The 14,289-nt window shown below is 39.8% G+C and carries 11 protein-coding genes and 2 pseudogenes; 4 read left to right on the forward strand and 9 right to left on the reverse strand.

Annotated features, from left to right (window positions below):
• Window positions 1-17 precede the first annotated feature (17 nt).
• Window positions 18-1,070, forward strand: coding sequence for an alpha/beta fold hydrolase (locus AB1A03_RS13765; RefSeq protein ID WP_354625193.1), 1,053 nt, complete (start codon window positions 18-20; stop codon window positions 1,068-1,070).
• A gap of 7 nt (window positions 1,071-1,077) precedes the next feature.
• Here the strand turns inward: AB1A03_RS13765 and AB1A03_RS13770 are convergent, their stop codons facing one another.
• The 5 genes and pseudogenes from AB1A03_RS13770 to mnmA form a co-directional block, all read right to left on the reverse strand.
• On the reverse strand, window positions 1,078-1,269 hold the full coding sequence (locus AB1A03_RS13770; protein WP_354625194.1) for a hypothetical protein: 192 nt from the start codon (window positions 1,267-1,269) through the stop codon (window positions 1,078-1,080).
• 59 nt (window positions 1,270-1,328) lie between these two features.
• Window positions 1,329-2,457, reverse strand: a pseudogene (locus AB1A03_RS13775) (ribosomal protein uL16 3-hydroxylase).
• A gap of 161 nt (window positions 2,458-2,618) precedes the next feature.
• Window positions 2,619-3,992, reverse strand: a complete 1,374-nt coding sequence (purB, locus tag AB1A03_RS13785) for an adenylosuccinate lyase (RefSeq protein ID WP_354625197.1) — start codon at window positions 3,990-3,992, stop codon at window positions 2,619-2,621.
• Window positions 3,993-4,059: 67 nt separating this feature from the next.
• A complete protein-coding gene (gene hflD / locus AB1A03_RS13790) occupies window positions 4,060-4,689 on the reverse strand; it encodes a high frequency lysogenization protein HflD (protein ID WP_354625198.1) in 630 nt (209 codons plus the stop codon).
• Window positions 4,689-5,804: a tRNA 2-thiouridine(34) synthase MnmA gene (mnmA, locus tag AB1A03_RS13795; protein ID WP_354625199.1), complete on the reverse strand. Its 1,116-nt coding sequence runs from the start codon at window positions 5,802-5,804 to the stop codon at window positions 4,689-4,691. The genes hflD and mnmA overlap by 1 nt, the downstream gene beginning before the upstream one ends.
• 495 nt (window positions 5,805-6,299) lie before the next feature.
• Here mnmA and AB1A03_RS13800 point away from each other — a divergent pair, with 495 nt between their 5' ends.
• Window positions 6,300-7,499: an acetate kinase gene (locus AB1A03_RS13800; protein WP_354625200.1), complete on the forward strand. Its 1,200-nt coding sequence runs from the start codon at window positions 6,300-6,302 to the stop codon at window positions 7,497-7,499.
• Window positions 7,500-7,547: 48 nt separating this feature from the next.
• Here the strand turns inward: AB1A03_RS13800 and AB1A03_RS13805 are convergent, their stop codons facing one another.
• Both AB1A03_RS13805 and AB1A03_RS13810 read right to left on the reverse strand, forming a co-directional pair.
• Window positions 7,548-7,874, reverse strand: a complete 327-nt coding sequence (locus AB1A03_RS13805; RefSeq protein WP_354625201.1) for an Imm51 family immunity protein — start codon at window positions 7,872-7,874, stop codon at window positions 7,548-7,550.
• A 108-nt stretch (window positions 7,875-7,982) separates the two neighbouring features.
• A pseudogene (locus AB1A03_RS13810) lies at window positions 7,983-8,554 on the reverse strand (pseudouridine synthase).
• Between the two features lie 349 nt (window positions 8,555-8,903).
• On the opposite strand from AB1A03_RS13810, the gene AB1A03_RS13815 reads away from it, so the two are divergent.
• Entirely contained in the window at window positions 8,904-11,132 is a 2,229-nt protein-coding gene (locus AB1A03_RS13815) for an NADP-dependent isocitrate dehydrogenase (protein WP_354625202.1), read from the forward strand.
• 240 nt (window positions 11,133-11,372) lie between these two features.
• Here AB1A03_RS13815 and nfsA read toward each other — a convergent pair whose 3' ends face one another.
• On the reverse strand, window positions 11,373-12,110 hold the full coding sequence (gene nfsA, locus AB1A03_RS13820; protein ID WP_354625203.1) for an oxygen-insensitive NADPH nitroreductase: 738 nt from the start codon (window positions 12,108-12,110) through the stop codon (window positions 11,373-11,375).
• A 420-nt stretch (window positions 12,111-12,530) separates the two neighbouring features.
• Window positions 12,531-13,220 (reverse strand): DUF3334 family protein, encoded by a 690-nt coding sequence (locus AB1A03_RS13825; protein ID WP_354625204.1) that lies wholly within the window; start codon window positions 13,218-13,220, stop codon window positions 12,531-12,533.
• 430 nt (window positions 13,221-13,650) lie between these two features.
• Here AB1A03_RS13825 and AB1A03_RS13830 point away from each other — a divergent pair, with 430 nt between their 5' ends.
• On the forward strand, window positions 13,651-13,962 hold the full coding sequence (locus tag AB1A03_RS13830; protein WP_354625205.1) for a cupin domain-containing protein: 312 nt from the start codon (window positions 13,651-13,653) through the stop codon (window positions 13,960-13,962).
• The last annotated feature ends 327 nt before the right edge of the window (window positions 13,963-14,289 follow it).

The following is a 14,289-nucleotide window of genomic DNA, read 5'->3' on the forward strand; positions in this document are numbered from 1 at the left end:
CAAGCAAGGAGTGCTACTTGAAAGTTTGTTTTTCCCGTAGATACAAACCATTATTACTGCTTCTTATTGTTGTTTTGTCGTACGGCTGTAGTTCACCACAAACTCAGCCTCTCTCTGATATTCTCCTACCCCCTCAATTACAAAAGAACTATTTCATTGCTGATGATGGATACTATCTACCGTTGCATACCTATTGGCCTGATGGCCCTGCTCAGGGAATCGTCATTGCTTTGCATGGTTTTAATGATTACAGCAATGGCTTTACTAAGATGTGTGAATATTATGTCGCTCGCAATGTAGCTTGCTTTGCCTATGATCAACGTGGTTTTGGACAAACCGTAATGGCGGGTTTATGGCCAAAAGCTGGGCGATTACAGCAAGATTTAGCTGTTATTAGCAAGTTGTTAGCAAAGCAATACCCTGATTTACCTATTTATGTCGTTGGTGAAAGTATGGGCGGGGCGGTTATTCTCACTGCGATGGCGGATAACAGATTAATGTTATCACATTATCTGCAAGGGGTGGTTTTATTGGCGCCAGCTGTTTGGGCAAGAAGCACACAGCCATGGTATCAGAGATGGTCATTGTGGCTTGCTGTGCATACCTTTCCTGATTGGCAACCGACGGGCAAAGGTTTAGGTATTCAAGCCACCGATAATATTGCTGCGTTACGGGCGATGTCGAGTGATCAATGGGTGATAAAAAAGACCCGTATAGATGCGTTATATGGATTAACTAATTTAATGGATAACGCATTGTTAGCGGCTAAAAAGATCTCGATTAATAGTTTTATTGTCTATGGTAATCAGGATCAAGTGATACCGAAAAAGGCAATGTGCAGCATGTTAAATAATAGTAAATCAGCGCCAGCAAGAGTTGCTTTTAAGCTCTATTTAGAGGGGTATCATATGCTATCCCGTGATTTACAAGCTGAGAATCTATTTGCAGATAGCTATCAATGGATGTTTGCCTTACCGTTGTTGAATGAGCAACGGCAAGACAAACAGAATAGATCATCGGATATTATAACAATCGAATCCGATAAACCTATCAGCTATTGTGAGCCATAAACCGCTACTATATTTTTTGTATATATTTTAAACAGCCCGTCGACTTGTCACGTATCGTCGTATATTGGCCTTCATAAATACAGATAACTTTACCCTGTTCTTTATAGGTTTCCATATCGATACGAAGCAAGGTGAATTGCTCACTGAAAACAGGTGTAGAGCAAAACAATATCAATATTAATAAGCTTAATTTTTTCATTTTTACCTCTCCGTTTTCTCTTTGCTTGCAAAAAGATGCAATAGGGATAGCTATTGTGATTACTCTGCGTACCAGTAGCCGTTATTTACAAGCTCAGTAAATAGCGTTAGGGCACCATGATTTTCATGTAACAGATCGATAACTTCACTACCAATCTCATCTTGATCACAAAGATGATGGCCTAGCTCTTTAAAGCCCGTACAGTCAAAGTGCAATCCATTAATAAATAAAGAGGTTGCTGCTTGTTGAAAATAAACCGCACGTAATCCGCCTAAACGGATAAATTGTGCGCCATCTTCAAGGAGTTGTAATATCTCTTCATTTTCCAGTGCTGGTTCAACGGGGGCAATGTCAAGTTCATGTTTGGCTTCACTAATCATTTTGCCAAACCAAGGTATTAGCGCTTCGGGAGTTTGGCAGTTGGCGAGCATAACGCGATGTAACTCTCGCAGTTCTTGGGTTTCAATTTGCCCTGGTCTTTCGCGTAGCTGCATGACCCGATCCGTGTAACGTTCTGGTGTTGCATTATTATCTATATTGTAATCGGTAAAGCTACTTAATAGATCATTTTGATCTGGCGCGCGAAACCCAACGCTGTAGTTTAATGATGGTTCAATCGCGTAACCTTCGTGGGGGTAGCCACAGGGAATATAGAGGATGTCGCCTGGCTCAAGCTCAACATCTATGATCGCTGCAAAGCTCTCACAATGTTTGAGTGCGCCATGTGCCGCAAATTCATGCAATTCACTCTTTTCGCCAACGCGCCAATGGCGTTTACCTAACCCTTGAATAATAAATACATCATAATTGTCGATATGTGGGCCGACACCACCCTGTGGTGTAGAATAACTGATCATCAGGTCATCAATACGCCAATTTGGCAGAAAGCGAAAGCAGCGAATCTAACCCTTGAGACTCGCCATGCCAGTGGTCAACGGCTTGAATTAATAAACTCGCGCCCTCATGTTCTAATTTCTCGAAGGTAGTAAAGGGGCCACATTCGGCTTGCCACTGCTCACCTTCTTTAAAAACAAGGCGACTTTCAATCTCTTCTTCCATCGCTAAGCCGGCAATTTCATCGGGCATGATGGGATCAATAAAATCGCTAAATCCTTGTTTAATAACTGTTGGTTTTTTTTGCCAGTAGGTGTCGAGAAAATGGTTAATATCTAAATTAAGTTCAAACATGAAGGCCTCTTACAGTGATTAAATTGGGGGTGCTTGTTTTGATTATATACCCGTTAGCCGTGAAAAGGGATTACCGACATTAATCAAAATATAATAGAAGGGATAAGGGAAAATAAAAAGGCAGCCAATAGGCTGCCTTCAGTTGCACTGGTTTGCTCGGTTTAACCGACTAATTTTTCTACGAGTTCAGTCGCTTGACCAATGTAATTAGCTGGTGTCATCGCCTTAAGCTCCGCTTTCACCGCATCACTTAATTCAAGTGTATCAATGAATGCTGCCATACCAGGGCCATCAACACGTTTTCCGCGTGTTAGCTCTTTTAGTTTTTCGTAGGGTTTTTCAATACCGTAACGACGCATTACCGTCTGAATAGGCTCAGCGAGTACTTCCCAATTGGCATCCAAATCTTTAAGCATATTGGCTTCATTGGCTTCAAGTTTGCTGATCCCTTTTAGGCTTGCTTCATAAGCGATAACAGAATAACCGATAGCAACCCCTAAATTACGTAAAACCGTTGAGTCAGTTAAATCACGTTGCCAACGAGAAACAGGCAATTTTGCTGCGAGGTGATCAAAAATGGCATTCGCTAAACCTAAGTTACCTTCAGAGTTTTCAAAATCAATGGGGTTTACTTTATGTGGCATCGTTGATGAGCCAATTTCACCTGCAATGGTTTTTTGCTTAAAGTGGCCAAGACAGATGTATCCCCAGATATCACGGTCAAAGTCTAATAAAATAGTATTAAAACGGGCAATCGCATCAAACAACTCAGCAATGTAATCATGCGGTTCAATTTGTGTTGTGTAAGGGTTGAATGTTACGCCTAAGCTTGTCACAAATTGCTCAGAGAAAGCTTGCCAGTCAAGTTCAGGATAAGCGCTAAGATGTGCATTATAATTACCCACAGCGCCATTGGCTTTACCGAGCACTTCCGTTGCTTCGATTTGCTTAACTTGACGTTGTAGACGAGCGACCACGTTAGCCATCTCTTTACCTAGAGTGGTCGGTGAAGCGGGTTGACCATGTGTACGAGACATCATTGGCATCGCTTTATATTCAATAGCCTTCTCTTTAATCGCATTAACGATGCGTTGACAGTAAGGAAGAATAACCTCTTTTTTAGCCGTACCTAGCATTAATGCATGAGATAGGTTATTAATGTCTTCAGAAGTACATGCAAAATGGATGAATTCAGAAACGGCTTCTAATTCAGCAACACCGCTTACTTTTTCTTTTAAAAAATACTCAACAGCCTTAACATCGTGATTAGTTGTTGCTTCAATATCTTTAACGCGTTGAGCATCGGCTTCACAGAAACTTTCAACAATTGCATCAAGGTGTGCGTTTGCAGCATCTGAGAAAGCCGGAACTTCTGCGATACCATCTGTTTGTGCTAGTTTTTGTAACCAACGCACTTCAACTTGTACGCGGAATTTAATTAAACCAAATTCACTGAAAATATCGCGTAAAATTGCAGTTTTGCTACCGTAACGGCCATCCACTGGTGATACGGCAGTTAGTCCTGAAAGTTCCATTTGTTGCTCCTAAATTTTAGAGTAGGTTGTTTTAAAACTATGGGTGTTTAATCTTATTGAATATGCATTAAACACGGTGTAAATTTTGTTTGGTTTGATGAATCATGGCTTTACGAGAGAGTATCAGGTGTCTGCGTTTCCCACCAATTTGTCGCCATAATACCGTCGCGCGCACCCCTGCGAGCAAAAGAGCCCGAATTTTATGCTGTGTTACTTGTTGTTGCAAGCAACTTGGGTTGCCATTAACTTGAATTTTCGGGCCAAGGTTACTGATTAAGTCACGATAAATAGAGTCCAAATTGCTTAATACGCTACTGTCATCAATTTCAAAGTGGTTAAGTTGACGCTTAACTTGGTTAATACGTTCACTGAGTAAATTAAGAGTATTGCTGTTCGTTATTAATTTTTTTTCCAGTGCAATCATGCCCACAAGGTATTTAGTAACCTGCATATTGCGGCTGTTACTGGCATTATCTAGCTGTTCCAGCATGCATTTAAAGCCGACTTCTAATGATGAATAACCACCAAAAATATCTAATGGTGATTCCCCCTCGGTACGCATGATGGAGTGTAATGATGCATTAAATGCAACGGCGTCAGGGCATACACCTTTTGTGGCAATTTTATCCACTAAATAAGCCGCTTGGCACATCGCTGCAAAGGCGAGACTGCGAGATTCTAAATTATGAAATGGCATTATTTGACTTCTCTATTTTGTAAATGTTGTTCAATAATTGCGCCACCTAGGCACACATCACCTTGATAAAATACGGCCGATTGACCCGGGGTGACAGCTGCTTGTTGTTCATCAAAAATAACTTCGAGTGTATCGTCATCAATAGGCGTAACGGTACAAGCTATATCCTGTTGGCGATAACGGGTTTTCACCGTACAGGTAAATGGTTCTTTTTTAACGGTGCGATCTACCCAGTCACACTGTTTAGCAATTAGCCCATAGGAAAATAGCGCAGGATGGTGAGCACCTTGAGCCACTAATAGTTGATTTTTTTGCATATCTTTACCGACTACATACCAAGGATCTTCGCTGGAATTTTGTAAACCGCCGATACCAAGGCCTTTTCGTTGCCCAAGGGTATGATACATTAAACCCTGATGTTGGCCGATAACCTCGCCACTTGGGGTGACGATATCTCCCGGCTGTGCGGGTAAATATTCTTGTAAAAATTCAGTAAATTTACGCTCACCAATAAAACAGATACCGGTGCTATCTTTCTTATTGGCGGTGATTAAATCTTGCTCTTCAGCAATTCGGCGTACTTCTGGTTTCTCTAATTCACCAACGGGAAAAAGCGTTTTTGCTATCTGTTTTTCGCCCACGGCGTAAAGGAAATAGCTTTGATCTTTATTATTGTCTAGACCACGTAGTAGCTGTACATGACCATTTTCCTCACGGCGACGTACATAATGCCCAGTTGCAATATAATCGGCCCCTAAGTCTTCTGCGGCAAATTCTAAAAATGCTTTAAATTTAATCTCTTTATTACACATGATATCAGGGTTGGGAGTACGCCCCGCTTTATATTCAGCAAGAAAATGTTCAAAGACGTTATCCCAATATTCAGCAGCAAAGTTGATGGTGTGTAAAGTGATGCCTAATTTATCACAGACCGCTTGTGCATCTTGAAGGTCTTGGGCAGCCGCACAATACTCGTTGGTATCATCCTCTTCCCAGTTTTTCATAAATAGCCCTTCAACTTGGTATCCCTGTTGCTGTAATAAATACGCAGATACGGATGAATCAACACCGCCGGACATTCCGACGATCACTTTTATTTGGCTATTGTCTGTCATAAATTATTCTCCTACTGATTTGCGCTGGATTTTAACAGATATTGAGTAAAAATGCAGGGGGATATTGCAGCTAATATTCTTCGTTATAGGTTTAAGTAAAGCAGACACCTTGGTTGTGTCATTGCTATCTACTATTGATAACGGTTGATGAGTTATTTTCATTCGTTATCAATAATTTACGCCTTGAGCGCCCCTCCTGTGGTGTGATATATCCCATTGTTATTAAAAGAAAAAATGTGTTTGGTGGTGGAATGTAAATATAAAAAAAGTCAATTTGTTAATAAATTTACTAAATAGTTAAAACTATATTTTGTTATCTTCTTCTAATCCATGTATTCTTGCGCGCTTTTTAAGCGTAGTTGTTAACTCTGTTCATAGTAATCGATTAAGGTTGCTATTTGTTTTTAACTCAATTTTAAAATTAATATTTTGTTGGAAAGTGACCGCACTTTCTTAACTTTACCTTCTGTTTTAGTTATATATAGGATACACAAAATGCACAGTAAGCTGATCTTTGTACTTAATTGTGGTAGTTCTTCGTTAAAATTTGCGATTATCGATGCCGCAAGTGGCGATGAAAAATTATCGGGTCTGGCTGAATGCCTGCATTTAGATAATGCTAGCATTAAGTGGAAACTTGATGGCAACAAAGGCACCGCTGAACTTGGTGCGGGTGCTGCTCATGAAGAAGCATTAATTTACATTGTAGAGCACATTTTAACGCAAAAACCTGAGTTAAAAGAAAATCTTTTTGCAATCGGTCATCGCGTAGTACACGGTGGTGAAAAATTCACTAAATCAGCTCTCATTTGTGATCAAGTGATGAAAGGTATTGAAGAGTGTATTACGTTAGCACCATTACATAATCCTGCTCACCTTGTTGGTATTCGTGCAGCGCAACATGCTTTCCCTAGTTTGCCGAATGTGGCTGTATTCGATACGGCTTTCCATCAAACTATGCCGCAAGAGGCTTTCCTTTATGCCTTACCGTACTCTCTATATAAAGAGAATGGTATTCGTCGTTATGGTATGCACGGTACAAGTCATTACTATATCAGCTTGCAAGCAGCGGAAATATTAAATAAACCAGTTGAAGAGTTAAACATTATTAACTGTCATCTAGGTAATGGCGGTTCTGTTTGTGCGATAAAAAATGGTATTTCAGTTGATACCTCAATGGGTATGACGCCATTAGAAGGTTTAGTAATGGGGACGCGTTGTGGAGACCTTGATCCTGCGATTATTTTCCATTTATATGATCAATTAGGTTATAGTATGGCTGAGATTAACACCATGCTAACCAATAAATCAGGTTTATTAGGCATTACAGAAGTGACGAGTGATTGCCGTTATGTTGAAGATAACTACCAAACAGATGAAGCAGCGAAACGCGCAATGGATTTTTACTGTTACCGTTTAGCAAAATATATCGGTAGCTACGCAGCTGCTTTAGATGGTCGCCTAGATGCGGTTGTGTTTACGGGCGGCATTGGTGAAAATTCAGCGCCAATTCGTGATATTACATTATCTCGCTTAGGTCTATTAGGCTTTAAAGTGGATCAAGAGGCTAACCTTAAAAATCGTTTCGGTAATGAGGGTATTATCACCGAAGAAGGTAGTACGGTGGCTATGGTTATTGCAACAAACGAAGAGTGGGTAATTGCTCGCGATACGCTAGAATTAGCTAGCGCTTAATTTGTTCGATAAGATAAGGAGGCTTTTGCCTCCTTATTTGTTAATCATTTAATAGATAGCATAACGTTTAATATTCGCCGTTAACTCGGCTTTATTTTCGTAAAATGACGCGACCATTTCTGCTATTTTTCTTAATACTTCTTTATCTTCACTGTGAATACAAAAGCTCAAGGTTTCTTTACCAAAGGTAATTTTACTGAGTAACTCAGGGCTCTTTTCCGTGAGCATATTAGTTAATACTAAGCCCCAATCTTCACCATCCCCTAAAAAATCATTTTCTTCAAATGTTGTCCATTTTAAGTCACTTAATGTAATGGTATGGTCTTTTTTCATGCTTGAAATTAAAAAAGGTTGATAAGCATTTGGCTGTTTCATTCTGTTTCTCTAAGGTGATTGACGTATAGTCATCCTACAGAAACCGTACAATTAAATTGCTGCTTAGTTCATACTTTGTATATAGAAATCAGTGCTACACGTTATATTTTACACGACTTTATATTGTCCATTAGCAATACCATCAATCGTCCAATGACCGATACGGTAGCGAATTAACCGTAACGTTGGAAAACCAATGTTAGCCGTCATGCGTCAACCTGACGATTACGTCCTTCATTAATGGTAATACTTAGCCAAGTGGTGGGAATATTGGCTCGCTCTCGTATGGGGGGGATTCTATCCCAAATCAAAGGTGCAGCCATCAACGCAACTTGAGCTGGCAGTGTTAAACCATCTTTGAGCTCTACGCCATCGCGTAACTTCTGTAGGTCAGATTCCTCTGGCGCGCCTTCTACTTGTACCCAATAGGTTTTACTGGTTTTAGCATCGGGTTGAGTTATTTTTGCCTGTAGTTTGCCATCATTAGTCAGTAGTAATAAACCTTCACTGTCTCTATCGAGTCTTCCCGCAGCATAAACATCTTTAATATCAATGAAATCGGCTAAGGTTTTGCGGCTATTAGTGGTGCTACCTTGATCGGTAAATTGACTCAACACGTCAAAGGGTTTATTAAATAAGATTATTTTACGTGGTGCCGTGTTGACCTTCGTCGCTACCATATTTTTATTGGTTTTTTGTACCGGACGATTGAGCTTTTTTATGTGTAAAAGCCGTTTTTTTATGCGTAACCATCAACGTGATACCTTCGAAATTAAATAAGCGGTCGGAATTGTAGCAGAATTTTATCGCTAGGTTGCCGTTTCATGGTATCGAAAAAAGGTTTTTCACGTGGTTCAACAACAATATTGTGGAAATGCGGTTAATAAATGCCGCTAAGCGAGTTGTTAAATTGGATTATTGCAGAGTTTTAGTTATGATATGAGCTCATTTTTTGAATGGTAACATATTCATAACAATTTGAACGTGAACGTTTAGTTAAAAGTCTTAACTCTTGTTAAAGGAAATAATATGACAGATAAAACTGCAAAAATCATCTATACACAAACGGATGAAGCTCCAGCACTAGCAACTCACTCTTTATTACCCATTGTTAATGCTTTCACTAAAGCAGCTGGAATCGTGGTGGAAACACGTGATATTTCCGTTGCAGCACGTATTATTTCTCATTTTTCTGATTACCTTTCCGCAGAACAACAACTACCAGACAACTTAGCTGAGTTAGGTGATCTAGCGAAAACGCCAGAGGCAAATATTATTAAATTGCCTAATGTAAGTGCCTCTATTCCACAACTACAAGCGGCGATTAAAGAGTTACAAGCGCACGGTTATGCGTTACCTGACTATCCTGAAAATCCACAAACGGATGCTGAAATTGATATTAAAGGGCGTTATGCCAAGGTGTTAGGGAGTGCGGTAAATCCGGTTCTACGTGAGGGTAACTCAGATCGTCGAGTTGCCGATGCCGTTAAACAGTATGCCAAAGATAACCCTCATCGTATGGGCGCATGGTCAAAGGATTCAAAGTCGCACGTTGCTCACATGCAGCAGGGGGATTTTTACGGTAGCGAGCAATCGGTGATCTTAAACCAAGATGACGATGTTAAAATTGAATTCACTAGCGCATCGGGTGCGGTGACCGTATTAAAAGCGTCAACACCCGTATTAAAGGATGAAGTAATCGATTCATCGGTGATGAGTTGTGCAGCACTGCGTGCTTTTTATGAAGCACAAATGCAGGATGCAAAGGCCAATAACGTCATGTTATCACTGCACCTTAAAGCGACCATGATGAAAGTATCTGATCCTATTATGTTTGGTCATGCTGTTACCGTCTACTTTAAAGAAGTATTTGAAAAATATGCGCAATTATTTGCACAACTCGGTGTTGATGCGAGCAACGGACTTGGCGATGTTTACGCAAAAATAAAACAGCTCCCAGCAGCACAACAAGCGCAAATTGAACAGGATATTGCCGCTGTTTATGGTAAACGTCCAGGCTTGGCAATGGTTGACTCCGATAAAGGGATCACTAATTTACATGTACCAAGCGATGTAATTATTGATGCTTCTATGCCAGCGATGGTGCGCGCTTCTGGGCAAATGTGGAATGCACAGGGCAAATTAGAAGATACTAAAGCGCTGATCCCTGATCGCTGTTATGCAGGTATCTACCAAGAAACCATCGCATTTTGTCGTGAACACGGCGCCTTTGACCCAGCAACCATGGGCAACGTTTCTAACGTTGGATTGATGGCACAAAAAGCAGAAGAGTATGGTTCACACGATAAAACCTTCCAAATTAAAGAGTCGGGTGTTGTTAAAGTGAGCGATTCTGCGGGAAATATATTGATGGAGCATAATGTCGCTAGCGGTGATATTTGGCGTATGTGCCAAGCGAAGGATATTCCTATTCGTGACTGGGTACGTCTTGCTGTTAGTCGCTCTCGTGCAACGGGACAACCAGCTATTTTCTGGTTAGATGAAAATCGTGCCCATGACGCGAATTTGATCACTAAAGTTAAAACCTATCTGCAAGACCATGATACCAATGGCCTTGATATTCAAATTATGTCGCCTAATGATGCCATTAAATATACGCTTAAGCGCGTTAAAGCAGGTGACAATACTATCTCTGTAACGGGTAATGTATTACGTGATTATCTCACCAATCTTTTCCCAATATTAGAGTTAGGCACAAGTGCTAAAATGTTGTCTATCGTCCCGTTACTTGCTGGTGGTGGTCTATTTGAAACGGGTGCCGGTGGTAGTGCACCTAAGCATGTGCAACAGTTTGTTGAAGAAGGGCATTTGCGTTGGGACTCGCTAGGTGAATTCTTAGCCTTAGCCGTTTCTATTGAAGATATTGCACAAAAAACAGCAAACAGCAAAGCGGTTGTGCTTGCTAATGCGCTTAATGCGGCCAATGCTAAATTCCTCAAAGAGGATAAATCACCGTCACGCAAAGTGAAAGAACTGGACAACCGTGGTAGCCATTTCTACCTAGCTATGTATTGGGCTGAAGCGCTTGCGACACAAAATAATGATGCTCAGTTACAGGAAAAATTTACTCCACTTGCAAAAGCATTGATTGATAATGAAGCCGCGATTGTACAAGAGTTAAATGATGCACAGGGTTCGCGCATTGATTTGGGTGGGTATTTCCACACTGATCAGGCCAAAGTAGCCGCAGCGATGCGCCCAAGTAAAACATTAAATGCCGCACTAGCTGCCATTTAATAAATTTAATGATAAGAAAAAAGGGCGCTTAATGCGCCCTTTTTTTGTTTTGTGCTGCATCCTTCCTCGCAATGGTATTATACCAATTCCATTAATTATGTGATCTAAATTTGGCGTAGGAAAAATGATTAAATTCAAGGCATAAGTTGAGGTAAATGGTTGCTCCCTTTACAAAACTTATAACGCAGAAGTTCGTTATTTTAACCAGCAAAATAGATCAGTTATTTAGTGGAATTGGTATTATTTAATGATAAAACCTTGTTGCTTAAGGAAGGGCAACATGTGTGGACGAGCTTCTTTTTGTAACATCGTTGCGATTTGCGCTGTCCAGTTCGTTGTTTTTTGCCCTGCACTGCGGGTTTGATAATATCTTTGTATCTGTTGATCATAAACAGCGAGTTCTGCCACATCGTTTGGGGCATCATAGCTTTCTTGTTTGAGAACAATCGATAACGGTAAACGAGGTTTTATTTCGTGATTTTGATCAGGATAACCTAAACATAACCCAAATACGGGATAGACCAGCTCAGGTAAGGCCAATAAATTTGTCACCTGCTCTATTTCATTACGTATTCCACCAATGTAGCAACTTCCCAACCCCAATGACTCAGCTGCAATGACCAGATTCTGTGCAAATAAAGCCGTATCAACGGAAGCCGTTAAAAATTGTTCCGTATAACCACTTTGCATCGTTTCACCGTGCATTTCACAGGCGAGTTGATGGCGATGCATATCGGCACAAAATACCAAAAAAACGGGCGCATTCGCAACATAAGGTTGGTTTCCTGCAAGCTCAGCGAGCTTATTGCGTTTCTCACCGGGCGCGATTTGAATAACCGTACAGGCTTGGATAAAGCTCGAAGTGGCGGCTGCTTGCCCCGCCTGAACCAGCGTTTCGACTGTTTTTTGTGGCACATTTTTTTCACTAAAGCGGCGAATTGAGCGGTGTGATTGTAGCAGTGAAATGATATCGTTCATGGTTTCTCCAAGTGATGAGTAAATTTTTCTAGAACATTAAAGGAGCCACTATCTCTCTCCCCAATGATAGCACCTCAATAAAAAGCAGCTATTATACCTTTGCACATAATATTGGTATGAATACCATTAACGCCGTTAAACCACTGTATTTATCACTTGAAGAGAAGGCGCTATGTAGGGGAGGAATAAATTAATATAACCAGAGGTTAAGCATTGTAACTAATGGTTTTTATTTTCAAAAATAAACGTTGATATGTTGTTGATTTAATAAGGAGAGAAACTACGCTTGAGCGATGATCCGCTAAAAATCACTCTACCCAGTGAGATTTTAGCGGCTATATAATTGGCCTATATTAATAAAGGTAAACATAGGCGCTACAACAGCTAGGCTATTTATTACAGTCGTGCAATGTGCAGAAGTTAAATACCTAACTCATCAAACAAATCTTGTTCACTTTTACTGATTTGCGGCTTTTCTTCATTAAATAGGGGGATTTCTTTTTTATTATTTCTCTCTTCTTCTAAAATTGAATCGGCGTCATAGGCTTCTTTCTCCTTAAAGGTGGAGAGTCTGATAAACTCAGTTTTATCCATCGCCAATTCAAGGTAGAAAATATTATTTCGAGCTGTGGTAAAAGTCACTCGTCTGGCCTGTGGACGATCAAGATTAGTATCGATAGAGAGTTGTACCTGTTTGTTAATGGTTAACATTTTCGGTTGATTTTGGGTGATCGATGTGTGCAGTTGATGACCAATAACAGAGGTAAAATCGCCGACGATTTGATTCATTAACTCCCCCATTACATCGCCAACTTCATCGGAAGTATGCGATTGTGCTAATTCATTTTCAGGAATCCCCATATGTCGCATATAGTTTTGGTATATTTCAATTGCAGCGTTGGCGGTAAAATTAATGATAACCAACCCAGAAAAGCCACCGTCAAATAGCACAAAACAGCCCAAATCAGGTTTTAAACAGGTTTTATTAATCTTTTGTACCATTGCGGAATAATTAATAGATTTATCGGTTGCCGTTGTTAGCACCGCTTTTACAGAATCACAAAGAACCAACAAAATATCATCGGTTGTTATTATTTTAGTTTTACTCATGACATTTCCTGTTAAAAATTAAATATCGAAGCAATAAATTGCTAAAGTGAAAGGCAAATTGCATCTTAAATGGAGGCACACTCTCACAAAAAAACGCACTTTAATACATTTTTCAATGAAATATTGAAGAATAATTAAATATTGTTAACTACATAGATATCTTATTAAAAAACAATTACTCATTCGACGTAATAGTGAACCCATAAATGGTTATATTTGCAGCGAATAATAGCACTGCACACAATATGGTAATAGGGGGTAGTCTCATGACAATTTCAGGTAAAATTTTTAAGTAATAGTTAGCGAACCGTTTGATAAAGTGATGATTAATAGATATTGTGATGATTATTTAAAATAAGATAAGTAGCGCGGTATATTGCGCTATCTCATTTATAAAGCGCTTATCTGCTATTCATAATTTGGAAATGTCGTGGAAATAATTAGAAGTAAAGAGTTCAAATCTGAACGCGCTTGGGGCGCAAAAGAGGTCGCAAATATGAATGGTATTACGACGCGTTTACATTGGACTAATCAGCCTTATAAATGGCATGTAAATGATGGTGAAGAAGTATTTGTTGTTTTAGATGGCGTTGTCGAAATGCTGTTTAAAGAAAATGGAATTGAGCGTTCATCAGTGCTAAAAACAGGTGATATATTTTACGCATCTACAGGAACAGAGCATGTTGCACACCCGCATGGAGAAGCCCGCATCTTAGTTGTAGAATCGCAAGGAAGCGTATAATAGAGGTATTACTTTTATAAAGTAAAAAATATGAGATAGGGGGCATCTCATTGCGTTTAAAAATGAGATATGTGGCGCTGGGTTTTACGTCACCGTGCAGGTTATATTTGTTAACATTCTAATTTGCTATATAAATTAGTGGGTTAGGGCATGATTTCAAAAAGGTGATAGGTGGCGTTTAGTTTTACGTCACCGTGCAGGTTATATTTGTTAACATGTTAATTTGCTATATAAATTAGTGGGTTAGGGCATGATTTCAAAAAGGTGATAGGTGGCAGTGTCATTCCTATCTCAAATCAAAGTTTTTACAAATAGTTAGCGAACTGA

The sequence above is a fragment of the Psychromonas sp. MME2 genome, from assembly GCF_040566515.1.
Lineage (GTDB): Bacteria > Pseudomonadota > Gammaproteobacteria > Enterobacterales > Psychromonadaceae > Psychromonas.

Bases quoted from the DNA above. Each gene is read 5' to 3' on its own strand.
- AB1A03_RS13800 (WP_354625200.1), top strand. From the start codon at position 6,300: ATGCACAGTAAGCTGATCTTTGTACTTAATTGTGGTAGTTCTTCGTTA.
- mnmA (WP_354625199.1), bottom strand. From the start codon at position 5,804: ATGACAGACAATAGCCAAATAAAAGTGATCGTCGGAATGTCCGGCGGT.
- AB1A03_RS13825 (WP_354625204.1), bottom strand. From the start codon at position 13,220: ATGAGTAAAACTAAAATAATAACAACCGATGATATTTTGTTGGTTCTT.
- AB1A03_RS13805 (WP_354625201.1), bottom strand. From the start codon at position 7,874: ATGAAACAGCCAAATGCTTATCAACCTTTTTTAATTTCAAGCATGAAA.
- AB1A03_RS13770 (WP_354625194.1), bottom strand. From the start codon at position 1,269: ATGAAAAAATTAAGCTTATTAATATTGATATTGTTTTGCTCTACACCT.
- purB (WP_354625197.1), bottom strand. From the start codon at position 3,992: ATGGAACTTTCAGGACTAACTGCCGTATCACCAGTGGATGGCCGTTAC.
- nfsA (WP_354625203.1), bottom strand. From the start codon at position 12,110: ATGAACGATATCATTTCACTGCTACAATCACACCGCTCAATTCGCCGC.
- AB1A03_RS13815 (WP_354625202.1), top strand. From the start codon at position 8,904: ATGACAGATAAAACTGCAAAAATCATCTATACACAAACGGATGAAGCT.
- hflD (WP_354625198.1), bottom strand. From the start codon at position 4,689: ATGCCATTTCATAATTTAGAATCTCGCAGTCTCGCCTTTGCAGCGATG.